General features: G+C 54.9%; 17 protein-coding genes. 12 read left to right on the forward strand and 5 right to left on the reverse strand.

Annotated elements, in window-relative coordinates; translation table 11 throughout:
* Positions 1-35 precede the first annotated feature (35 nt).
* Genes Q0106_RS11735 through recN form a run of 3 tightly spaced genes read left to right on the forward strand, consistent with a single transcriptional unit; the run spans position 36 to position 3,394 of the window.
* Positions 36-797, forward strand: coding sequence for a glycosyltransferase family 2 protein (locus Q0106_RS11735; protein WP_297613211.1), 762 nt, complete (start codon positions 36-38; stop codon positions 795-797).
* On the forward strand, positions 797-1,705 hold the full coding sequence (locus tag Q0106_RS11740) for an NAD(+)/NADH kinase (RefSeq protein WP_297613213.1): 909 nt from the start codon (positions 797-799) through the stop codon (positions 1,703-1,705). The genes Q0106_RS11735 and Q0106_RS11740 overlap by 1 nt, the downstream gene beginning before the upstream one ends.
* 27 nt (positions 1,706-1,732) lie before the next feature.
* Positions 1,733-3,394 carry a DNA repair protein RecN gene (recN, locus tag Q0106_RS11745; protein WP_297613217.1) on the forward strand — a complete coding sequence of 554 codons (1,662 nt, stop codon included), beginning with the start codon at positions 1,733-1,735 and terminating at the stop codon, positions 3,392-3,394.
* Here recN and Q0106_RS11750 read toward each other — a convergent pair.
* The 3 genes from Q0106_RS11750 to Q0106_RS11760 are packed head-to-tail and all read right to left on the reverse strand — an operon-like array spanning position 3,389 to position 6,557.
* Positions 3,389-4,276 (reverse strand): glycosyltransferase family 9 protein, encoded by an 888-nt coding sequence (locus Q0106_RS11750; protein WP_297613220.1) that lies wholly within the window; start codon positions 4,274-4,276, stop codon positions 3,389-3,391. The two genes, recN and Q0106_RS11750, sit on opposite strands and share 6 nt — an antisense overlap.
* 60 nt (positions 4,277-4,336) lie before the next feature.
* Entirely contained in the window at positions 4,337-5,485 is a 1,149-nt protein-coding gene (locus tag Q0106_RS11755) for a glycosyltransferase family 9 protein (RefSeq protein ID WP_297613223.1), read from the reverse strand.
* A 19-nt stretch (positions 5,486-5,504) separates the two neighbouring features.
* Complete coding sequence (locus Q0106_RS11760) at positions 5,505-6,557, reverse strand: glycosyltransferase family 4 protein (protein ID WP_297613226.1); 1,053 nt, start codon at positions 6,555-6,557, stop codon at positions 5,505-5,507.
* Positions 6,558-6,688: 131 nt separating this feature from the next.
* Between Q0106_RS11760 and msbA the strand changes: the two genes are divergently transcribed.
* Together msbA and Q0106_RS11770 are read left to right on the forward strand one after the other, a co-directional pair.
* The gene (gene msbA / locus Q0106_RS11765) at positions 6,689-8,446 is read left to right on the forward strand and encodes a lipid A export permease/ATP-binding protein MsbA (RefSeq protein WP_297613229.1); all 1,758 of its coding nucleotides are present in this window, start codon (positions 6,689-6,691) and stop codon (positions 8,444-8,446) included.
* A 77-nt stretch (positions 8,447-8,523) separates the two neighbouring features.
* Positions 8,524-9,474 carry a DMT family transporter gene (locus Q0106_RS11770; protein WP_297613232.1) on the forward strand — a complete coding sequence of 317 codons (951 nt, stop codon included), beginning with the start codon at positions 8,524-8,526 and terminating at the stop codon, positions 9,472-9,474.
* Here the strand turns inward: Q0106_RS11770 and Q0106_RS11775 are convergent.
* Positions 9,460-10,518, reverse strand: a complete 1,059-nt coding sequence (locus tag Q0106_RS11775) for a glycosyltransferase family 9 protein (RefSeq protein ID WP_297613235.1) — start codon at positions 10,516-10,518, stop codon at positions 9,460-9,462. The two genes, Q0106_RS11770 and Q0106_RS11775, sit on opposite strands and share 15 nt — an antisense overlap.
* Positions 10,519-10,520: 2 nt before the next feature.
* Positions 10,521-11,534 (reverse strand): dTDP-glucose 4,6-dehydratase, encoded by a 1,014-nt coding sequence (gene rfbB, locus Q0106_RS11780; protein ID WP_297613238.1) that lies wholly within the window; start codon positions 11,532-11,534, stop codon positions 10,521-10,523.
* Positions 11,535-11,611: 77 nt separating this feature from the next.
* On the opposite strand from rfbB, the gene rng reads away from it, so the two are divergent.
* The 7 genes from rng (at position 11,612) to Q0106_RS11815 (ending at position 21,077) form a co-directional block, all read left to right on the forward strand.
* Positions 11,612-13,069 (forward strand): ribonuclease G, encoded by a 1,458-nt coding sequence (gene rng / locus Q0106_RS11785; RefSeq protein ID WP_297613241.1) that lies wholly within the window; start codon positions 11,612-11,614, stop codon positions 13,067-13,069.
* Between the two features lie 34 nt (positions 13,070-13,103).
* On the forward strand, positions 13,104-14,621 hold the full coding sequence (gene sbcB / locus Q0106_RS11790; protein ID WP_297613244.1) for an exodeoxyribonuclease I: 1,518 nt from the start codon (positions 13,104-13,106) through the stop codon (positions 14,619-14,621).
* A gap of 53 nt (positions 14,622-14,674) precedes the next feature.
* Positions 14,675-16,111 carry an amino acid racemase gene (locus Q0106_RS11795; RefSeq protein ID WP_297613247.1) on the forward strand — a complete coding sequence of 479 codons (1,437 nt, stop codon included), beginning with the start codon at positions 14,675-14,677 and terminating at the stop codon, positions 16,109-16,111.
* A gap of 90 nt (positions 16,112-16,201) precedes the next feature.
* On the forward strand, positions 16,202-17,104 hold the full coding sequence (locus Q0106_RS11800; protein ID WP_297613250.1) for an NAD(P)-dependent oxidoreductase: 903 nt from the start codon (positions 16,202-16,204) through the stop codon (positions 17,102-17,104).
* 99 nt (positions 17,105-17,203) lie between these two features.
* Positions 17,204-19,276 (forward strand): glutamine--tRNA ligase, encoded by a 2,073-nt coding sequence (locus tag Q0106_RS11805; RefSeq protein ID WP_297613254.1) that lies wholly within the window; start codon positions 17,204-17,206, stop codon positions 19,274-19,276.
* A 219-nt stretch (positions 19,277-19,495) separates the two neighbouring features.
* On the forward strand, positions 19,496-19,825 hold the full coding sequence (locus Q0106_RS11810) for an FMN-binding protein (protein WP_139688600.1): 330 nt from the start codon (positions 19,496-19,498) through the stop codon (positions 19,823-19,825).
* Between the two features lie 121 nt (positions 19,826-19,946).
* Entirely contained in the window at positions 19,947-21,077 is a 1,131-nt protein-coding gene (locus Q0106_RS11815; RefSeq protein WP_297613258.1) for an FAD:protein FMN transferase, read from the forward strand.
* The last annotated feature ends 88 nt before the right edge of the window (positions 21,078-21,165 follow it).

Raw genomic sequence — 21,165 nt, forward strand, 5'->3', positions numbered from 1 at the left:
TTTTAATAACGCATGCTTCATGGAAGGAGTGCGCTGTGGAAAACGGGATATCGGTTGTGCTTCTCACTCGCAATGAGGAAATCAACATTGATGCGTGTCTTTCATCCTGTACTTTTGCTGATGAAATCATCGTTGTGGATGACGGCAGTACCGATCGCACGATAGAAATTGCAGAAAAGCACAACGCCCGGATTTTTCATCGCGCGCTCAACGGAGACTGGGCGCAGCAGAAAAACTTCGCAATCGCGCAGGCTTCCTGCCGCTGGGTATTTTTGATTGATGCCGATGAACGCGTGACGCCGGATCTCGCTGCCAAAATTCTTGAAAGATCTAAGGGCGGCGATCGTGCTTATGAAGTGCAGAGGCACAACCGCTTCAAGCATATCCGCGCTGAACATGGAAACATGCGCCCTGACTGGGTTTGCCGCTTTGTGCCTAAAGCGCTCGTTACGGTTTATGGTCAGGTTCATGAAGAAGTGAGAGTTTCCTGTACCAAGGAAAAAATCGAGGGCGACGGGATGATTCACTACCCTTATAGAACTTGGGGGCAGTATCTCAACAAGCTCAATACTTACAGCGAACTTTCTGCGGACCGGTATTTGTCAGAGGGGAAGAGCATTTCGGTGTTTAAAGACATTGTTTGCCGTCCGCTCTGGTCGTTCATCAAGATTTATTTCCTTAATAAGGGATTCCTTGACGGCAAGGTTGGCTTTATGTTCTCAGTCAACAATGCCGTCTATACGATGAACAAGTACGTCAAATACTATTTCCTTAAAAATTATTCCGGTGAACTCTGATGCACGACATGAAGAAGATCGGCGTATTCGTCAAGCCTACGGAAAGTCTTTGCGTTCCTCTCGAGCATATTGTCAGGGTGCTCTCTTCTCAGGGGTATGAAGTTCTGCTTGAAGAGCGTGCGGCTCAAACCCTTGAAGGCCGCATGGCTTTCAAAGGCTATGAGCGCAGAGAGCTTGGAGAACTTTGCGACGCGGCAGTCGTGCTTGGCGGCGACGGGACGATTCTCGGGGTCGCGCGAGAAATCGCCGGCTGCGAATGCCCGCTTATCGGCGTCAATGCCGGGCGTCTGGGCTTTATTACCGACGTGGTGCTGGAGGACGTGGATACCGTTCTTCCGGCAATGCTCCGCGGGGAATGTTCGTCTGATCGCAGACATCTCCTCGAGGGTGTTGTTCTTCGCAACGGAAAAGAGATTTGCGGCAATTCTGCAGTCAACGACATTGGCTTCAGCCACGGTCGTGCCGGCGGCATGGTGGACTTCATCATTTATGTAGACGGGCGTCAGATGAGCAGTCAGTCTGCTGACGGCATTATTTGCTCAACCTCAACGGGTTCCACGGCTTATGCGCTTGCAGCAGGCGGCCCGATTCTGCATCCGTCTCTTGAAGCCGTGCAGCTGGTGCCGGTTGCTCCGCATACGCTTTCTAACCGCCCGATTGTTCTCCCTGCCAACCTCAAAATCGAAATTGAGCTTGTGAGCGCCAGAGATGCCGTTGCCTACTTCGATATGCAGGAATTCTGCGACGTCATCCCGGGCGACGTACTGAGAATCGAACAGTCGTCGAGAACGATTGAAATCCTTCATCCGCTCAATTACGACTATTTCGAGCTGCTTCGTCGCAAGCTCAAATGGAATTTCTCCCCGGCGAGCGTGCATAGAAAGGACTCTGCGGAGCCTGCTCAGTAATCTCTTTTTCGGCCTGAGGGGCCCTTCATGCTCACAACGCTCAATCTCAAGGATTTCGTCATTGTTGATCAGCTTTCGCTTGATCTCTCTTCAGGCTTTACGGTGCTTACGGGCGAGACCGGTGCCGGCAAATCAATTCTGATTGATGCCATTCAGCTCATTAGAGGCGGCAGAGGCGATGCGGATCTGGTGCGGCAGGGATGCGAGCGAGCGAACATCATTGCGGAATTTTCCCTGGGCGACGCCTCCCGTCATTGGCTTGAGGAAAATGATCTTCTTGAGTCCGGTGCCGGGAGCGTGCTGGTGCGTCGCGCCATTGACCGTAGCGGACGCTCCCGGGCATGGATTAACGGCATTTCCGTGACGCTCTCGCAGCTCCGGGAGCTTGGCGACACGCTTGCCGACATTCAGGGGCAGCATGCGCACCAGCTCCTTCTCAAATCTCAATGCCAGCTGAAGCTTCTCGATGCATATGCCGACGATGCGGCGATTCTCAGCGAAGTTAAAAACGCGCATGCAGAGTGGAGCGCAGCTGCGCGCAGGTTAGAAGAGGCCACTTCAGGGGCGGATATTCGTACCGCAAGGATTGAGCAGCTCAACTGGCTCCTTGAGGATCTGGATGCGCTTTCCCCCAAAAAAGGCGAATGGGAAGAACTCAATCAGGAGCATTCTCGCCTCGCACATGCTGTTTCCATTACCGAAGGACTTAATGAGTCGATTGAATGGCTGACGCAGGGGGAAAATGCTGCGGGAGACCTGGTGACAAAGGCTCAGATGCGGGTTGAGTCGCTGTCCGAATATGACGTGCGGCTCAAAAATATCAGTGAAACGCTGACGACTGCTGCGGAACTTATTGATGATGCGGCAGGAGACCTAGAGAACATTCTGGATCGCACGGATACTGACGGCGCAAGGTTTGAAAAAGTCGACAGGCGCGTCTCGCGCTACTTCAACCTCGCACGGAAATACCGGACGGAGCCCGAAATGCTCTATGAGCTCGAAGCCGAGAGCAGAAAGCGTCTGGAGGAGCTTAAGGGGGAAGAAAATCTGGAAGCGCTTCGCAAGGCTGAAGCGCTTGCGCGCAAGGCATACGACGCCAAGGCGAAGCTTCTTACTCAAGTTCGCCGCAGTGCGGCTGAGAAGTTTGCTCGAGCCGTCACAGAGGAAATGCAGCAGCTCTCAATGAAGGGCGGCCGCTTTGAAGTGGCGCTCGAGGCGTGTGCACCTTCGGAACATGGTTCGGAAAAATGCGAGTTTCTTATGGCCGGGCATCCGGGTGTGGATGTGAGTCCGCTCGCTAAAGTAGCGTCCGGCGGCGAGCTCTCACGCATCGGACTCGCTATTTTTACGCTTTCCTCGCGTAATACCACGGTTCCAACGCTCATATTTGACGAGGTGGACAGCGGTGTTGGAGGCGCAACCGGCGAAGTGGTCGGCCGAATGATGAAGAAGCTCGGGGAATCGCGTCAGGTGCTCTGCGTGACGCATCTCCCTCAGGTTGCCGCCTGCGGCGACCATCATCTCAAGGTTGAAAAAATATCTGATGGATTTGAGACGGTAAGCTACCTTAAGGAGCTTTTCGGTCAGGCGCGTGTGGATGAGATAGCCCGCATGCTGGGCGGGCTTCTCATCACGCAGAAAACGAAAGTCCTTGCAGAGGAAATGGTGAAGGCGGGCGAAGTCTCATGAAGCAAGCTTCTTGACGGCTGCCAGCACTTCGTCCAACGTCGGCCAGGCGCCTTCCTTGCCGAGCACAATTGCTCTGGGGTTCCAGGGACGGGTGCGGGAAGGATCCGTGACGCCGATCAGCGTAATCTGGGGAGCACCGACAGCCGCTGCCACATGACTGAGACCTGAGTCGTTCGCAATAACCATGCGGGAGCGCTTGGCAAGCGCGGCAAGCGTGCCGAGCGTAGTAGGCGGGCAGATCATGGCATCCGGACATGCGGCACGGGCTAAATCAGCTTCGCGTACTGACGGGAAGACGACGGGTTCAATGCCAAGATCTCTCAAAGGCGCGCAGAGTGCATTGAAGTGCTCCCAATGCTTCTTTTTGCCGTGATGGAGGCCGCGGGCAATAGGCGCAAGAAGCGCAAAGTTTTCGGGGATTTTGAGTTCCTGCATCAGATTGCGTGCGCCCGCTTCATGGCGCTTCAGCGGCGTGAGGCCAAGAGACGGCGGAACCTTATCCCATGCGGGTTTGATGCCCCACGCTTCGAGTGCACCGTGAGCCAGAGTAAAGAACCGTTCTACCTCGTGCATTTTCCCGGGTTCGGGGACGGACTTATCGAGGAACAGGCGGCGCCAGTCGGTCGGATAGCCGGCGCTTTTAATGCCGCCTAGAGCGTAGAGAAGTGCAGAACTCAAAGAGTTAGGGAAAAGCAATCCCCTGGGCGACGGACCAAAGTGCCGCGCAATATTCCGGATGCGCGAAAAGTCTTCGGTGACATGACCTTCAATCGGTTCGAAGCGCCATCCTGTACCCGCAAGAAGATCTTCTGCCCAGCGCTTGCCGGTCAGAACCGGGGTGAGGCCGCTCGCCTCCAGAAGCCTGAGACCAGGCAGTGCCATGCAGCAGTCGCCGACATGGTTGGGAAGTCTGCACAAAATATCCGACATGGGTAACTAAGCTTAATGAGGGTTTGAAATGAGTTGAGTCAGGAGAATGTCCACCGCTTCTGTTATTTTAGCGGGTTTAATTCTTTTGATGGGAACTTGCTTTACCCAATAAACAGGAGGTTTTAGCAAAATGTGCTGTTTAGAAAGGGGCGCCCAGATTTGAGAGGTAGAATATTCTCTGAAATATTCAAGATCATTGCCGCAATATAAAGCAATTACGGGGATGTTATAGGCTGAAGAAACATGAACAATCGACGTATCTGGAGTAATCGTTAAGAGAGAATTTTCTACCAGAATGCAGGCGTCTAAGAAATTTTGAGTGTGAGCTAGGGATAAGTTTGAACTATTTTTTATTATTTCAATTGATTCTTGGTTATTCGAATAAACGACAGCGTGCAGATTAGGATAATGTTGCGATAAGTATTCTGCTAAATAAGATAGCTGATCTGGAGAGATATTTCGATCCTTAGTGCGCCCTTCGGTATTTATGTAAATATAGTTATGGCTATCTTTTGTGGCTTTAATGTGAGGTATGTAAGGAGGAAGGACGTTATCTGGCTCTGTTGCATTGATGGCAATGTTCTTCTGCGTCGGCTGAATTTTATGCGTGCATAACTTTTGAATGACGGAAGTAATCTGCTGAGTTCTTTCGCCAAAATGATTGGTTTTAGAAAAATCGAAATATGCGCTGTATATTTTTGCAGCGGACACCAACTTGGAGCAAGTTATGATGAACGAGGTGGAAGATTTTAGTTTGTCTAAACGAAAATCGATTAACGCATTGTCCGAATAACAGAGATCTATGATGATGTCTGCTGGCGGCAGCTGCGCGGATAGATCTATGATTTTGCAAATCGATGTAGCGTAGATTGCGTTTAGTTTATGACTAGTGGCAACAGTGATGTCAATTTCAGGGTGCGTTAGGTTGAGTTGATGAATGATGCTGTTAATGAAAAGAGCATCGCCAAAACAATCCAAGGTGTCCAGAAATAAAATGGAAGATACATTTTGTGGAATAGATTTCAATCTATTGTCCACAATACTGCTGTCGGAATTTATTTTTTGAATAATGGAATCACATTTTTGTTTTTTACGCCGCGCTATTCTGTGATTCCCTAATTTTTTTATTTGAAGAAGAGCTTTCGAGATGTAATCTTGCATGACTTTGAAGCTCTGTTCATCATTTCGATGCTGACACTAATTGTATAATTTCCTGCAGATGAAGCTCAGGTGTTTTATCGACAGGATAATTCAGGTATCTTTGGTAGGGTTGATTTAGTTTGGGAATAGGATGCTGCTGCAGGTCTTCCATGCATTGGCAGAGACTCTCGTAGTTATAAGGGTCAAAACCTCTGATAACAGATGGATCAATAACTTCGTGGCATCCAATTCCATTAGCCATAACCGCAGGAGTTCCATTCCAGATGCTTTCAATGCCAACAGTGCCTAGCGGGTCATAAAAGCTCGCCAGAATGGTGTAATCAGATAGCTGATAAATTTCCTGCATATTGGTGCAAAAGCCTAAATGCAGAATATTCCGGCAGCCTGCAGGTACAGGCTTCCCGGCTACAACAAGAAGTTCGTTGTGTTTTGTGGATGTGAAGTATTGCTTAAGAAGATCAAACCCTTTTCTTTTATGGCTCAAAGATGGGAAAAGAAAAATTGTTCTGTCTTCCGGCAGCCCATATTTTTTACGGAGTGCAGCAATATCTGGACTTTGCTTGATTTCCGGAAAATGTTGGGGCGGATAAATTACGGAAATTTTAGAAGCATCAATGCCGTAAAGTTCTGTGAGTTCACGTTCCATCGTTTGGGCATGGGCCACCACAAATTTGGCGTTGCCATACGATGCACGTTCAATGCTGATCAGCATGCGGTCCCACGGCATAAGAGGCTTCCTCATTGCCTTCAGGTAGCCGATTCGAGTTCCGCCGCATGCAATGACTTCGGGGAACCCTCCCAAACAGCAGCCTATGGAAAACTCGACGGGCACTTGCTTCGTTATTCTGCTCAGCCAGCGATGGAATAGCCACAGGTAGAGTTTGTTGGGGAGGAGCTGAAGCGAATATTCATGAATTTCGCACTGATCCGCAAAGGGAAGTGAACGGTCGGCTTTTTTGCAGAAGACTACGGGTGTGTGGCCCAGCTGCAGACAGGCCTTGACCATATTCAGAGCATAAGTCTCCATGCCGCCCGAGCGGCCGAAAGTATTACAAAAGATGCCAATTCTCATCAGTCGCCCCAGGTGCGGATGCAATGTTGCTGTTTAAGCAAATTATTTGAAATACAAGAAAAATTTATAATGGCCTCACATTGTACCCCGAGGCCTAGTATCATGGCGCATTCTCAAGATGCAGAGCGGCCATGAACCTTAAGCAACTTCCCATCTTCGGCAATCCTCAGCTTATGAGGCTTTTCCGGTACTTGCCTCCTTATAAGGCGTACATCATCGGCGCTGCGGTCAGCATGATTCTGGGGGGCGGAGCTTCTTCTCTGATTGCCTTAGTGCTGGGCAAATTAACGGATATGGGGTTCTACAAGCAGGACACGATTGTTCTCTATCTGGCGCCTTTGGCACTCATCGGCATTTCGATTCTGCACGGCGGTACGCAGTATCTGAGCCAGTATCTTTTGGTTCGCGTATCTCAGGGCGTTTTAATCGAGATCCGCACCCTGATGTTCGATCGCATCCTCCGCTGGGGCGATGAGCTTTTCTTCAAATACCGATGCGGCGAAGTCCAGTCAAAGTTCATCAATGAGGCCGCTACGGCGCTTTCGAATGCCGCTTCGGTGATGACGACCATCATTCGCGACTGCATTCAGATTGCTTGTCTGCTTGGCGTTCTCATCTGGCACAACTGGATGCTGACGATCGTTACCTTTGTGACGTGTCCGTTGCTCTACATCATTCTTCGCTGGATCACGAAACACATCAAGCAGCTAACAACAAAGCAGCAGCAGAGTTTCGGCAAGCTTATCGGCACTATTCAGGAGACGTATAACGGTGAGCGCGTCGTCAAAATTTATAACGGCTATGAATACGAGCGTCAGCGCTTCCGCAAGGTCAACGAACTTCTCAAGGATCTGACGCTGAAGACTCAGCAGATCAAGGCGGCGGGCACTCCGCTCACTCAGTTGGTCTCTATGTGCGGCGTTTCCATCGTCGTGGTGTTTGCGCTTCTTCAGGCGCAGGCCGGCATTCTCACAATCGGCGAGTTCACGACGTTCCTCTCTGCGATGCTGCTTCTGCTTCCGCCGATCAAGCACCTTTCCAATGTGATGGGGTCGACCGCAGCCATGACTGCGGCAGCGGAAAGCCTCTTCAAAATGATTGACGAGCTTCCGGAGAAGGATGAGGGTACTCGGGACGTCAAGCGCATTAAAGGCGAGGTCATTTTCGACCATGTCGGCTTTACGTATCCTGGGGCAGAAAAGGCGACTCTAAAAAACTTCACGCTTGATGTGAAGCCCGGCGAAATGATCGCTCTGGTGGGTTCTTCAGGCGCGGGCAAATCGACGCTCATCAACCTGATCCCAAGATTCTGGAATCCGACTGAAGGTGAAATCTACTTTGACGGTATTCCGCAGAGGGAGCTGACGCTTGAAAGTCTGAGGCGGCAGATCGCGTTGGTGAGTCAGGACGTAGTGATCTTTGACGACACCATCGCAAACAACATTGCCTATGGCTGCAAAGACACTGTGACGCGTGAGCAGATTGAGGCAGCGGCGGATGCTGCAGCGCTTACGGATTTCATCAAGACTTTGCCCGACGGTCTGGATACGCAGGTCGGCGCGAACGGCAGCATGCTTTCGGGCGGCCAGCGCCAGCGCATTTCCATTGCAAGAGCTTTCCTTAAAAATGCTCCTGTGTTGCTTCTTGACGAAGCGACCAGTGCGCTTGATACGGAAAGCGAGAAGCATATTCAGAAGTCGCTCGATACGCTTCTCAAAGGACGTACGTCTTTTGTGGTTGCTCATCGACTATCGACGATCATCAATGCAGACCGTATTGTGGTCATGCGTGACGGCGGCATTGCCGAGATCGGCAGTCACGAAGAGCTCCTCGCACGTCAGGGGTTCTACCATCATCTCTACACGATTCAGTTCAGCAAAAGCAGCTGACGCAAAGAACGGGTAATGTTCGAAGGGCGCGCTCTGAGAGGCGCGCCTTTTTCTGTAAGGGATCCTTAGACACAATCATGATGCTGACCGGTTTCATATACGGTGTGGTCGCCTGCGCGCTCTGGGGGCTGGTCTACATGATCCCGCTCTGGCTTGCCGCCTATGATCCCCTGCTGATTGCACTTGCGCGCTATACCATTTTCGGGGCGCTGTCGACAGTTTTGCTTTTCTTCAACCTGCGGTATGTGCGTCAGATGACTGCAGGGGACTGGTGGAGCGCAATCGCTCTGGGCGTCATCGGCAACCTCTTTTTCTACTGGCTTTTGGCTTCAGCTGTACAGCTCGCCGGCGCTCCGATCGCTGGAGCTTTTACGGCAGTTATTCCCATCAGCGTGGCAATTGTTGCGAATCTCTCCGCAGCCCGCGTCGGACACGGGGTTGCGTGGGGGAAGCTCGTCCTTCCGCTTTCAGTGGTGGGTGCCGGGATGGTATGCCTCAACTGGACGGAGTTTGCATACTTTCTTCAGACATCGTCTGAACCTCCTTCAGGATTCTGGCTGGGCGTTTTCTATGCGTTTCTCAGCCTGTTGGTCTGGACCTGGTATCCCTTAAGCAATGCGGAATGGCTTATTCGTCATCGAGGCAAGATGTCGCCGATGTTCTGGACGGCCGCTCAGGGCGCAGCAGCGTTGCCGGCATCACTGATTGGCCTGGTCTGGTATGTCTGGAATGACGGCGGGATCATGCATGCGCTCGGAGAAACCCCCGAAAAGTTTGCGGCTGGCGTTCTTTTTCTGGGGGTGGTTTGTTCATGGCTTGCGATTTGTTTCTGGAATGCCATGAGTCAGCGTCTGCCGAGAGCGCTTGGAGGACAAATGATTATTTTTGAAACGATCTTTGCCGTCATCTACGCGCACATCATGAGGGAGCAAATGCCGACGACACTCATGAGCGTCGGCATGATTTTGCTTCTCGTTGGGGTCTTTATGTCCGTTCGCGTGTTCCAGCAGCATTCAAAGGACATTTGAAAGTGCTCGCCAGACTTTTTCGGCAGAAATGCTCTGCATGCACCGGGACAGTTCTGGCGGATCAAAATGTGCGCAGCGGTGATTGCTGCAACCGTCGCAGGGCTGTGGTTGATCCTGTCGGATAATGGTTACGTTGAGAACAGTCTGGATATCCTGCAGGCCGGAAAAATGAGCGGGTCGCCCATCTTTGGGTGAGGGTCCCCATACCCGAGCAGATGTGGGACCAAAAAGGAAAAACGACGGTGTTCCAGTGGCTGCAGCAACGTGAGCCGTTGCAGTATCAACACCCACAAAGGCGCATGCATTCCTGATGAGTCTTCCGGTTTGCCCGAAAGAGGCTTTCCCGGCAATGGAAACCACCTTGTCAGAGGGAAACCCGGCAGAAATTTCACTGATGTAGTCGCGCTCAAAAGCAGAGGGACCGCCCGTCAGGCAGATTCCTTTTCCGCTTTCCAGAATTTTGCCAAAGAGCTTTTGCCATTCATTCTTAGACCAGTTTTTATCCTGGTAGCGTGAACAGGGATGGCAGACGACATAGTCTCCTAACGGAGCTAAAAGTTGTGATAGATCATCAGAGAGCGGGGCATCCGGCGCAACAGGCTTGAGGGGAGGGATCGACCCGACAACAGGTTCTGCCAATGCTGTAAAGGTGTCCAGCATATGTCCAGGCGCCCATGGAACAAATTTGCTGATGAGAAGATGAATCCACAGATCTTTCGTTTTATTAAAGGTCTGAGGCATCACCTGATGCTTGGCGCTCGACCAGCTGTAAAACGTGCAGCGAGTGCTGTTCATGGTGGAGAGCGCCCAGTCATAGCTGTTCCATGACCGGATGTGATCAAGCGCCTGCCGGAATTTATTGGGATGGTGCTCAACGCCGATGACGTTGTCGATGGCTGAAATGCCTTCAAGAATTCCGCGATTGTCCTTGAAGGTCAGAAGGTCAACCTGAGCATCCGGGAGCTTCTCCTTAATTGCCGGAGCAAGTGCTGCCGCGAGAAGGCAGTCGCCGAGATAACGCAGGGAGACGATCAGGATTTTCATTTTTATTGTTCCTTGCCTTGCAGGGAGAAATGAGCGAGGTACCAGCGGAGTGTTGCATCCAGGCCGGCTGAAAAGTCTACCTGCGGCTTCCAGCCGAGCATCCGGCGAAGCTTCGCGGCATTGAGCCCGTATCGAACGTCATGCCCCGGACGATCGGAAACATGTCTGATGAGTTCAGCATAAGACCCCTGCGGGCTGGGCTTCAGCGCGTCGAGACGAGTGCAGATGCGCTCGATGTAGTCGAGATTCGTGAGCTCGTTGTTTGCGCCCACGTTGTAAATCTCTCCCGGGAGACCTTTTTCGAGAATCAGCGTGATTGCACGGCAGAAGTCCGAAACATGGATCCAGTCGCGGATCTGAAGGCCGCTTCCGTAAACGGGTATCGGTTCGCCGGAGAGCGCTTTTTGAATCACGCTCGGCGTGAGCTTCTCGGGGTACTGACGCGGCCCATAGTTATTCGTGCAGCGTACGGTGATGACGGGCATGCCGTACGTCCGGGCATAGGCGCGGCCTAGCTGATCCTGCGCAGCTTTGCTTGCCGAATAGGGACTGCTCGGGTCGAAGGGCGTATCTTCAACAGCGGGCGGGGCTTCCTTCGTTAGGAACCCGTAGACCTCATCCGTTGAAATGTTGATGAAGCGGAAGGCTGAACGCTCCTCCTCGCTCAATGAATCCCGGTAGCGGCGCGCCGCTTCAAGGAGCGTGGCCGTGCCGAGCACATTGGTTTCGATGAAGATTTTGGGGCCCGAAATAGAGCGGTCTACATGGCTTTCCGCCGCGAAATGGATGACGGCTCTCGGATGAAAGCGGTCGAACGCTTCGGCAACCGCATCAGCGTCGGCCACATTCCCAAAGATGAAGCGGTAGCGCGGATCGTTTCTGACGGAATTCAGGTTCTCAAGGTTGCCGGCGTAGGTGAGCGCATCAAGGTTCACCACGGGTTCCTGGTGGTGCTGAAGCCATTCAAGAATGAAGTTTGAGCCGATGAAGCCGGCTCCGCCGGTAATGAGGATCATGCAGGATGTCGGGCGCCTATAGAATGAGCGCAGCAGTGAAAATCAAGGGGCGCTTCTAGTAAAGCGCTGAAAAATTCGTGGAACAAATCCTTATCAACAGCTCCCGCGAGGAAGCGCGAGTTGCCATTTTAGAGGACGGCATCCTGAAGGACATCCTCGTTGAGCGCATGTGCGCCCGGGGTCTGGTGGGAAACGTCTATTACGGTCAGGTGGTCCGCGTGCTTCCGGGCATGCAGAGCGCATTTCTGAATGTCGGCCTCGAGCGCACGGCCTTCCTTCATATTGCTGAAATAGAAGGAGCGCGCACCGAAACCGGTGCGCTTCGCCCGATCGAAACCCTTCTTCACGAAGGGCAGCGCCTGATGGTTCAGGTCGCAAAGGACCCGATCGGAACGAAGGGAGCGAGGCTCACGACAACGATTTCGCTTGCCGGCCGGAAACTCGTCTACCTTCCCAACGACACGCACATCGGCGTCTCTCAGCGCATTGATGACGAAGCGCTTCGAGAACGACTACGGGAAGAAGTGACGGCGCTTCGGCCTCCGGAAGAAAAAGGCGGCTACATCGTCCGAACGAGCGCTGAGGAAGGCGCGACGGAAGAGGAATTCCGCACGGACATGACCTACCTTGCGCACCTCTGGAAGGAAATTCAGCAGAAGGCGCGTGAAGCGAAGGGGCCGAAACTCCTCTACCAGGATCTCACGCTTTCACAAAGAGTGCTTCGCGATCTTGTGCACGAAGAAACCGCTTCAATTGAAGTGGATGAACGAGGCGAATTCAAGGCTCTTCAGACGTTTGCCCGGCAGTTTGTGCCGACGGCGGCTGAGAAGCTTCATTTCTATGAAGGCGAGACGCCCCTCTTTGAGCTTTACGGCATTGACGCTGAGCTCGAGAAAGCGCTCGGGCGCCGGGTGGATCTGAAGAGCGGCGGCTATCTCGTTTTCGACCAGACGGAAGCGATGACGACGATCGACGTCAATACCGGAGCCTACGTCGGAAAGCGCGATTTCAGCGACACCGTCTTCAAAACCAATCTTGAGGCGGCGCAGGTCATCGCGCGGCAGCTGAGGCTCAGGAACCTGGGCGGCATCATCATCGTCGACTTCATCGACATGGCGAAGGACGAGCACCGTGAGGCGGTGTTGAGCGAGCTGCGGCGTGCGGTCGCGCACGACCGCACCAAGATGACCGTGAGCGGCTTCAATGAGCTCGGACTTGTCGCCATGACGAGAAAGCGCACGCGGGAGTCTCTTGCGCATGTGCTCTGTGAAACCTGCCCGATCTGCGGGGGACGCGGCGAAATCAAGACGGCAAGGACGGTTTGCTATGAGATCCTCCGTGAGATCGTGAGGCTTTCGAAGCAATATAAGGACATGAAGGAGTACCGGATTCTGGCCAGTCAGACGGTGATCGACCTTCTCCTCGAAGAGGAATCCCAGGCGCTCGAACTCCTTCAGCAGTCGGTTGAAAGACCCATTCTTCTCGAAGTGGAAGCCGCCTATTCGCAGGAAGAGTGGGACGTGATCCTCGCCTAAGTCGACAGAGCAAAAGACAGGAAACTTGAAGCAGATGACGCAAATGAAGCCCCGGAACCCCACTTTCTACTGGTACGACTACGAAACCTTCGGTGTGGATCCGAAGAGAAATCGCCCCGCACAGTTCGCAGGCCGCCGCACGGGCCTCAATTTTGAACCCGTGTCGGAGGGCGAGGTTTTCTATTGCCGCCCGGCCATGGATCAGCTCCCGAGCCCGGAGAGCTCTCTGCTCACCGGAATCACGCCTCAGCTCTGCGAAGAAAAGGGATTGAGGGAAACCGAGTTCGCGCAGGACGTCTGGGAGCGGCTTAATGCCCCTGGTACGGTGAGCATCGGCTACAACACGCTCGGATTCGACGATGAAGTCAATCGCTTTCTCTTCTGGCGGAATTTCCTCGACGCCTATCAGCACAGCTGGGCGAACGGCTGCTCCCGGTGGGATCTCTTTCCTGTCGTTTGCGCTGCCTGGGCGCTGCGGGGCGACGCCATCAACTGGCCGAAGTGGGAAGAAATTGATCCGGCGGTGTACCCGAAGGCTGCCGGCAGAAGCGGCGTCTGCTTCAAGCTCGAATTTCTGACCAAGGCCAACGGCATTGAACATGGCCATGCCCATGATGCGCTTTCAGACGTTGAGGCGACGATCGGCCTCGCGAGACTTCTCGCGGAAAAAGAACCGCGCCTTTGGCAGTGGGCCTTTGAAAATCGAACGAAGGAGAAGGTCCTTGCCGCCATCAGCGGCGCAAAGCCCGTCGTATGGGTGACGCCCCGCTTCGGCATTGCGCGGGGATGCACCGGCATTGCCGCCTGCTTCTATCAGGACAAGAACGATTGCTGGATGTGGGATCTGATGGAAGATCCCACGATTCTGCGCACGCTGTCGCTCGAAGAGTTCCGCAAGCGTGCCTTCCCGACGGCTGAGGATCGTGCGGCAGGCACAGTGCGCCTGCCAATCAAGCAATTGAAGGCAAATGCGTCGCCTTTTGTCTGCTCCAATCTTCGCGTGCTCTCGCAGGACCGGGCGAAGCAGTACGGCATCGATTTCGAGGTGGTTCAGCAGAACCTTGCCAAGCTCCGGGAAATCATTCCGCTTATTCAGACGGTTTTTGCGGAAGTCCTGGGGATGCGCTTTGCCGATGAAAAGCTTGATGTCCATCCGGATCCTGATACGTCGCTTTATTCGTCAGGATTTGCGAGTGCAAACGACAAGGTGCAGTTCGCAAAAATTCGCGAATCGAGCCCAGAAGAACTCAAAAACCTCGCTGAAAGCGGAGCGCTTCACTTTGATGATCCGCAGTTCAGTGAAATGCTTCTTCGCTACCGCGCCCGCAACTGGCCGGAAACCTTGTCTCCAGAGGACGCAGCGCACTGGAAGGCGTTTTGCCGTCGACGCCTGATGGAAGGAGAAGACCGGGCGCTTACCGTGAGCCAATACTTTGAAGAAATTGATCGGGCTCAGGAAAGCGGTCAGTTTGACGACGAAATGCACCAGGAAATCCTGGGCGCCCTCTATGAGTGGGGCGAACGCCTTGGCGAATTCGCGAGCGAGGACTAAAGTGAGATCGAAGCCCGTATGAGGCCGAAAGTAGTTTGTTGAGGAGAGACAACATGGGATTCAAAAAAATTGGCGTCGCGTGCGGAATCAATCCGCTCCCGGGGCTGAAGATCAAGGCCTGGCTTATTGCAACGGGTTCCGACCTCGATATGGAAGTCGAGGTCGTCGAATCCGCTGAGGAAATGCCGCTTGAGGCTCCGACGCCGAGGATCGCTCTGGGCGACCGCAAGATTGCGGCTTTCCTCGCGGCTTCGGAACTCCAGAAAGCCGGCTGCGAAGCCGTCATCATTCCGGACGTCAGAACGGAGCCCTTCCTTCCTGAACTCCAGAAGGAGCTTCAGGTGCCGGTGATTTCGCTCCTTGCAGGACTTCCGGAAAGCCTTAAGGCAGAAGGCATCCGCAGGATTGGTCTCCTCGGGCGCGCCGTCCCGCAGGACTTTTACGAGAAGCTTTTCGGTGCCGACTTTGAGTTCGTGAAGCCTGTGGAAGACTTGACGCCGATCTACGACATCCTCCAGAGCCCGGGCAACGCGCTCAAAAAGCACGGCTTCTCGTCAGAAAACGAAGAGATGATGATGAAGGCGGGCGAAAAGCTCCTTGAAGCCGGCGCTGAAGTGCTCATCCCCAACTGCACGCAGATGGCGCGCTTTGCCGAAGAGCTGCGTCTGCGCGGACTCCCCGTCATCGACCTCCTGAGAAATGCCGCAGTGGAAGCGGTCAAGGCTACGCCCAAGCGCCTTCCTAAACCCTTCAAGGTGGGTCTCATCGGCGGTCTCGGGCCGGCGGCAACGGTGGACCTTTACGACAAGATCGTGAAGGCGACGCCCGCGAAGACGGACCAGGAACACATCAAGGTCGTGGTTGAGCAGAATCCGCAGATCCCCGACCGTACGGCATCGCTTCTTCACGGCGGCGTGGATCCGACGCTCGCGATGTTCAACTGCGCGAAGCGCCTCGAGGATGACGAATGCGACGCGATCATCGTTCCCTGCAATACGGCGCATGCGTTCCTTCCCTATCTCCAGCGCTTCATCCGCACGCCCTTCATTAACATGCAGCAGGCTGCGCTCGATGAAATCAAGGCGAAGCTTGGCGACAAGGCCCGGATCGGACTTCTTGCCACGACCGGCACCGTTCAGACGGGCATTTATTCCGACAAGGCGAAGGCCATGGGACTTGCCATGTTTGCGCCCGATGCAGAACATCAGGAGCGCGTCATGGCGGCCATTTACGGGCCTAAGGGGGCGAAGGCGGGCTTCACCGACGGCGTCTGCCGCGATGATCTGCTTTCAGCGGCAGAAGTGCTCGTGCGCGACCACGGCTGCAACTGCCTGATCCTCGGCTGCACGGAACTCCCGCTGATTCTCGATGAATCGGACGACTTTGAAGTCGCGGGCGCGCATGTTGTGGTTATTGACCCGACTGCTGCGCTTGCGCGCAAGGTCGTGAAGACCGCCGAAGAAGCTTTCGAGCACACCGGCATTCGCTGATCGACTCGAAAATTACCGCCGCCGCACGCGGGGTCAGTGGCCTAGCGTACGGCGGAAACTCCCTTTTGCCGGTTTCCCGGACGGATTCCTATGCAGACCAAAAACTATCCTCAGACCGAACCCATGACGGTTGCCTTCATCGGACTCGGCGTCATGGGGTATCCCATGGCCGGTCATCTTGCGCGCGCAGGCCACAAAGTCGCTGTCTACAACCGCACGACGGCTAAGGCCGAACGCTGGGCGGCTGAGTTCGAAGGTCGGATCGCAGAAACGCCGCGTGAGGCTGCAGAAGGCGCTCAGATCGTTTTTGCCTGCGTCGGCAACGACGATGATCTGAGAAGCGTCGTCCTTGGTGAAAATGGGGCGCTCGCCGGCATGGCGGAAGGTGCGGTGTTTGTGGACCACACGACGGCAAGCGCCATGGTCGAGCGCGAGCTCGCAGCGGAAGCGCAGAAGAGGTGCGTCGAGTGGGTGGATGCTCCGGTATCGGGCGGTCAGGCAGGCGCCGAAAACGGATGCCTCACGGTTCTTCTCGGAGGCGAAGCGTCAGTTTGCACCCGGATTGATCCGGTGCTCCGGGCTTACAGCAGTCAGATCACGCATTTCGGCGCCGTCGGCTCCGGGCAGCTCGCCAAGATGGTGAATCAGATCTGCATCGCAGGGTGCGTGCAGGGGCTTGCCGAAGGCCTTGCCTTCGGCATGAATGCCGGACTTGACATGGATAAGCTCATTTCCGCGTTGTCGGGGGGCGCTGCGTCGTCGTGGCAGATGGTCAACCGCAGCAAAACCATGGTCGAAGGGAAGTTCGACTTCGGCTTTGCGATCGACTGGATGAGGAAGGACCTTGGCATTGCGCTCGATGAAGCGGAGAGGAACGGCTCGAAGCTCGACGTTGCGCGCCAGGTTCTCGGCTTCTATGACGAGCTGAGCGCCAAGGGCGACGGAAGGCTCGACACCTCGAGCCTCATTCTGCGTCTTCCCCGCAAAGCGTAAGAAAACAAACGCCGCGCTAAAATTCATACTTTCATCTTCAACCGGCGCCCATAGGTCGGCGTCGGTTTTTTCTCTCTTTCCCAGGATTCAAGAAACGCGATGAGCGACAACACGGAAGCCCAGACCGGGCGTGCAACCAACTTCATTCGCAACATCATCGAAGAGGATCTGGCTGAAGGCGCCAATCAGCCGCGCTATTGGTGCGGCTATCCGGCTCCCTATTCCGAGGAGCTCGAGAAGGGCCAGCCTGATACGGCGAAAATCCGCACGCGTTTCCCGCCGGAGCCGAACGGCTACCTTCACATCGGCCATGCGAAGAGCATCTGCCTCAATTTCGGCCTTGCCCGCGATTACGGCGGCCGCTGCCACATGCGCTTCGACGATACCAATCCCGTGAAGGAGGATCAGGAATACGTCGACGGCATTCTCGACAGCGTCCGCTGGCTCGGCTTCTCCTGGGAGCACGGGAACGAAAAGAACCTCTATTTTGCAAGCTCGTACTTTGAGTACATGTACGCCTTTGCCGAGCACCTCATCAAGACGGGCTATGCCTATGTTGACGAGCAGACGGCAGACGAAATGCGCGACAACCGCGGAACGCTCAAGGAACCGGGAAAGAACTCTCCCTACCGCGATCGTTCGGTTGAGGAGAATCTGCGCATCTTCCGCGAAATGAGGGACGGCAAGCACGCCGAAGGCTCGATGGTTCTGCGCGCCCGCATCGACATGGCGAGCCCCAACATCAACCTGCGCGATCCGGCGATCTACCGCATCCGCTTTGCCGAACACCATTCGACGGGCAACAAGTGGTGCATCTATCCGATGTACACCTTTGCGCACCCGATCGAGGATTCGCTCGAAAACATCACTCATTCGATCTGCACGCTCGAATTCGAAGACCAGCGTGCGTTCTACGACTGGGCGCTCGAGCGCGTGGTTCCGGTGCTCCGTACTCCCCAGTACGAGGAAGCGCAGAAGCTCGTTGCCGCGATGGCGAAGGGCGAGGACGCGAGAGCCATGGCTTTCGCAGCGGCCGCCTATGCAGCGCGCGAGAAGCTCGGGCAGAGCGCTCCGGAAGCGGAACTCGCGAAGCTTTTTGAAGGCTGGAAGGAAGGCGTCCCCGCCGACCTCTCGGATGCGTCCGTGAAGCGCTTCTTTGAAGTACTCTCCGCGCACCCGGAAAACTTCACGCCGCTTCTTCAGGCTGCGCTCTCGGCGACGGTGAGAAAGAACTTCTTCCTCCTCTCGCACCAGTACGAATTCAATCGCCTGAACCTCACCTACGTGGTGGTGAGCAAGCGCAAGCTCATTCAGCTCGTGACCGAACACTACGTCGACGGCTGGGACGATCCCCGCATGCCCACGATCGTGGGTCTGCGCCGCCGCGGCTTCACGCCGGAAAGCCTGCAGACTTTTGCGGAGCGCTGCGGCGTCTCCCGCGTCGCAGGCGGCTGGATCGACTATTCCGTCCTCGAGCAGTGCCTGCGCGAGGACCTCGAAGCCCGTGCGGAGCGCCGCATGACGGTGCTTCATCCCCTGAAGCTCATCATCGACAACTATCCGGAAGGCCAGTCCGAAACGCTGATCGCGGAAAATCATCCGCAGAAGCCCGAAATGGGAACGCGTGAAATCACGTTCTCGCGCGAGCTCTGGATTGAGGAGAGCGATTTTGCGGAAGTGCCGCTCAAGGGCTTCCGCCGTCTCACGATTCCGGCCGACGGTTCTCCCGCCAAGCCCGTGCGTCTGCGCTACGGCTACGTCATCGTCCCGACCTCGTTTGAGAAGGATGCTTCGGGGAAGGTGATCGCCGTGCATGCAAACTACCTTCCTGAAACGCGTTCGGGCACCGAAGGGTCGATGAGCGTGAAGACGAAGGCCACCATTCACTGGCTTGACGCCAGGACGGCGAAGGCCGCGGAAGTGCGCGTCTACGACCGGCTTTTCTGCGAACCCAATCCGGAAGCGGGTGAAGGAAGCTTCCTCGATCGCCTCACGCCCAATTCGAAGACGATTCTTCAGTCGTTTGTGGAGCCCTGCACGGCTCTTGCGAACCCTGACGAAAAGTTCCAGTTCGAGCGCAGCGGCTACTTTGTGGCCGATCGCAAGGATCATTCGCCGGAACACCCTGTTTTCAACCTTTCCGTCGGACTTCGCGATTCCTGGGGGAAATAAGGCGTTTTGCCTAAGCCGAGAGAAGTCTCTCTAATGGGAGAGGCTTCTCTGAAATTCCGAAAATTCCCTGTGATATGATGAGCCGTCGCCGGGAGATAGGATAAAACCCTCCCAGGTTCATTTCTGCCGATCGGGCGCAGGCGAAGGGATAAATGATTTTCCTCTTCTCACGGCGCCCTATGGCCCAAAGCGCATTTCATTTGAAAGGTACTGCATATCATGAAGAAGATTATTGTTGCCGCTGCTGCTGCTCTTCTCGCCGTCGGCGCCCAGGCTGCCACCTACAAGGATGGCTCCTACACGGGTGAAGGCAAGGGCCGTGAGTCCGTCATCACCGTTCAGGTTGATGTCAAGGGCGGCAAGATTGCCGACGTCAAGGTTGTGAAGCACGGCGAAACCGAAATGATCATCGCTGCTCCGATCGAACAGATGATCCCGGAAATCGTCAAGAAGAACGGCGTTGAAGGTGTTGACTCCGTCGGCGGCGCCACGCTCTCCTCCGAGGGCATCAAGGCTGCCGTTAAGGATGCTCTCTCGAAGGCCCAGTAATCTCGGGATTGAGCTGAGACGCTTTTAAAGCGCCTCATCAGTCATAAGGGGGACCGCTACAAAAGCGCCATCCCCCTTTTTTATTGCTCTCTGGAAGAACTGCCGCACTTTGCGGGAAACCATGCTTCGTCATTCTCTTTTCTTTATCCACGGAACTAAGCTTCGAAAGCTAGCCGTTTCCCTGGCCGCTGCTGCGGCAATCGGCTTTTCCTTCCCTTCGGAAAGCATTCTCGCGGCGCCTGCTGCCGCATCTCAGGAAGCTCAGGCACCGGAATACGAGCTCGACACGACGACCCTTCATATGGGAACGGTGGTGAGCGCGAAGCTTCTCGGGAAAACGCCTGAAGCCGTGAAGCACTATGCCGAAATCGTGGAGTCGGAAGTAAAGCGCTATGACGACATGATGAGCGTGCATAAGGAAACGCCCTTGAACGAAGTCAACTGCCGTGCAGGCGAAGCCGTGCCGGTGACGCCTGAAATCGCAGAAATGTCGAGGATGGCGCTGAAGATTGCGGATGAAACCGGGAGCGCCTTTGAGCCCATGATCGGTCCGCTCGTCAACCTCTGGAAGATCGGCTTCGGCGGAAATGAGGTGCCCTCTGACGAAGCGATCAAAAAGGCCATTGAACTCGTCGACCACCGCAAGGTCCGTGTCTGGGAAGAAAACGGGCAATGGTTCATGCAGATCGGTAAGGGCCAGAACGTCGATATGGGCGCCATTGCCAAGGGCTACATCGGCCAGAAGCTTGCTGAAAAACTCGTGGAAGCGGGCGCTACGCATGGACTCCTCGATCTCGGCGGGAATGTCGTCGCCATCGGTGAAAAATTCCCCGGGCAGCCCTGGCGCATCGGGCTCCAGAGCCCGGACAAGGAGCGCGGCAGCTATTTCGCCGTCATTTCTGCTGCGAACGAGAGCGTTATTACCTCGGGCGCCTATGAACGCAATTTCGAAAAGAACGGCCGCCGGTACGGCCATATTCTGAGCCCCGTAACGGGGCGCCCGGTGACGACGGACATCGCTTCCGTCACGATTGTCGACAGCCATGGGGCTCGCGCTGATGCCCTCTGCACGGCGCTCTTCGCTATGGGTTGGGATAAGGCGGAAGCCTTCCTCAGGGCCCATCCGGAAGTGCATGCGGTGCTCCTCAAAGAGAATCTTGAGGATGCGCTCGTTTCTGAGGCTCTGCGCAATAAAATTCAGCCATACGATTCGAACCTCAGAATGCACTTTGTCGAGCAGCAAGGAAGCTGATTCCTTTCCTGCACGCGAGGCGCCGATACCGGCGCACATGACGGCGCTTTGGGTTCTGAACCCTGGCGCCGTTTTTTGCATCCGTAAT

Origin of the sequence: uncultured Sutterella sp., from assembly GCF_937923675.1 — a bacterium.
GTDB lineage: Bacteria > Pseudomonadota > Gammaproteobacteria > Burkholderiales > Burkholderiaceae_F > Sutterella.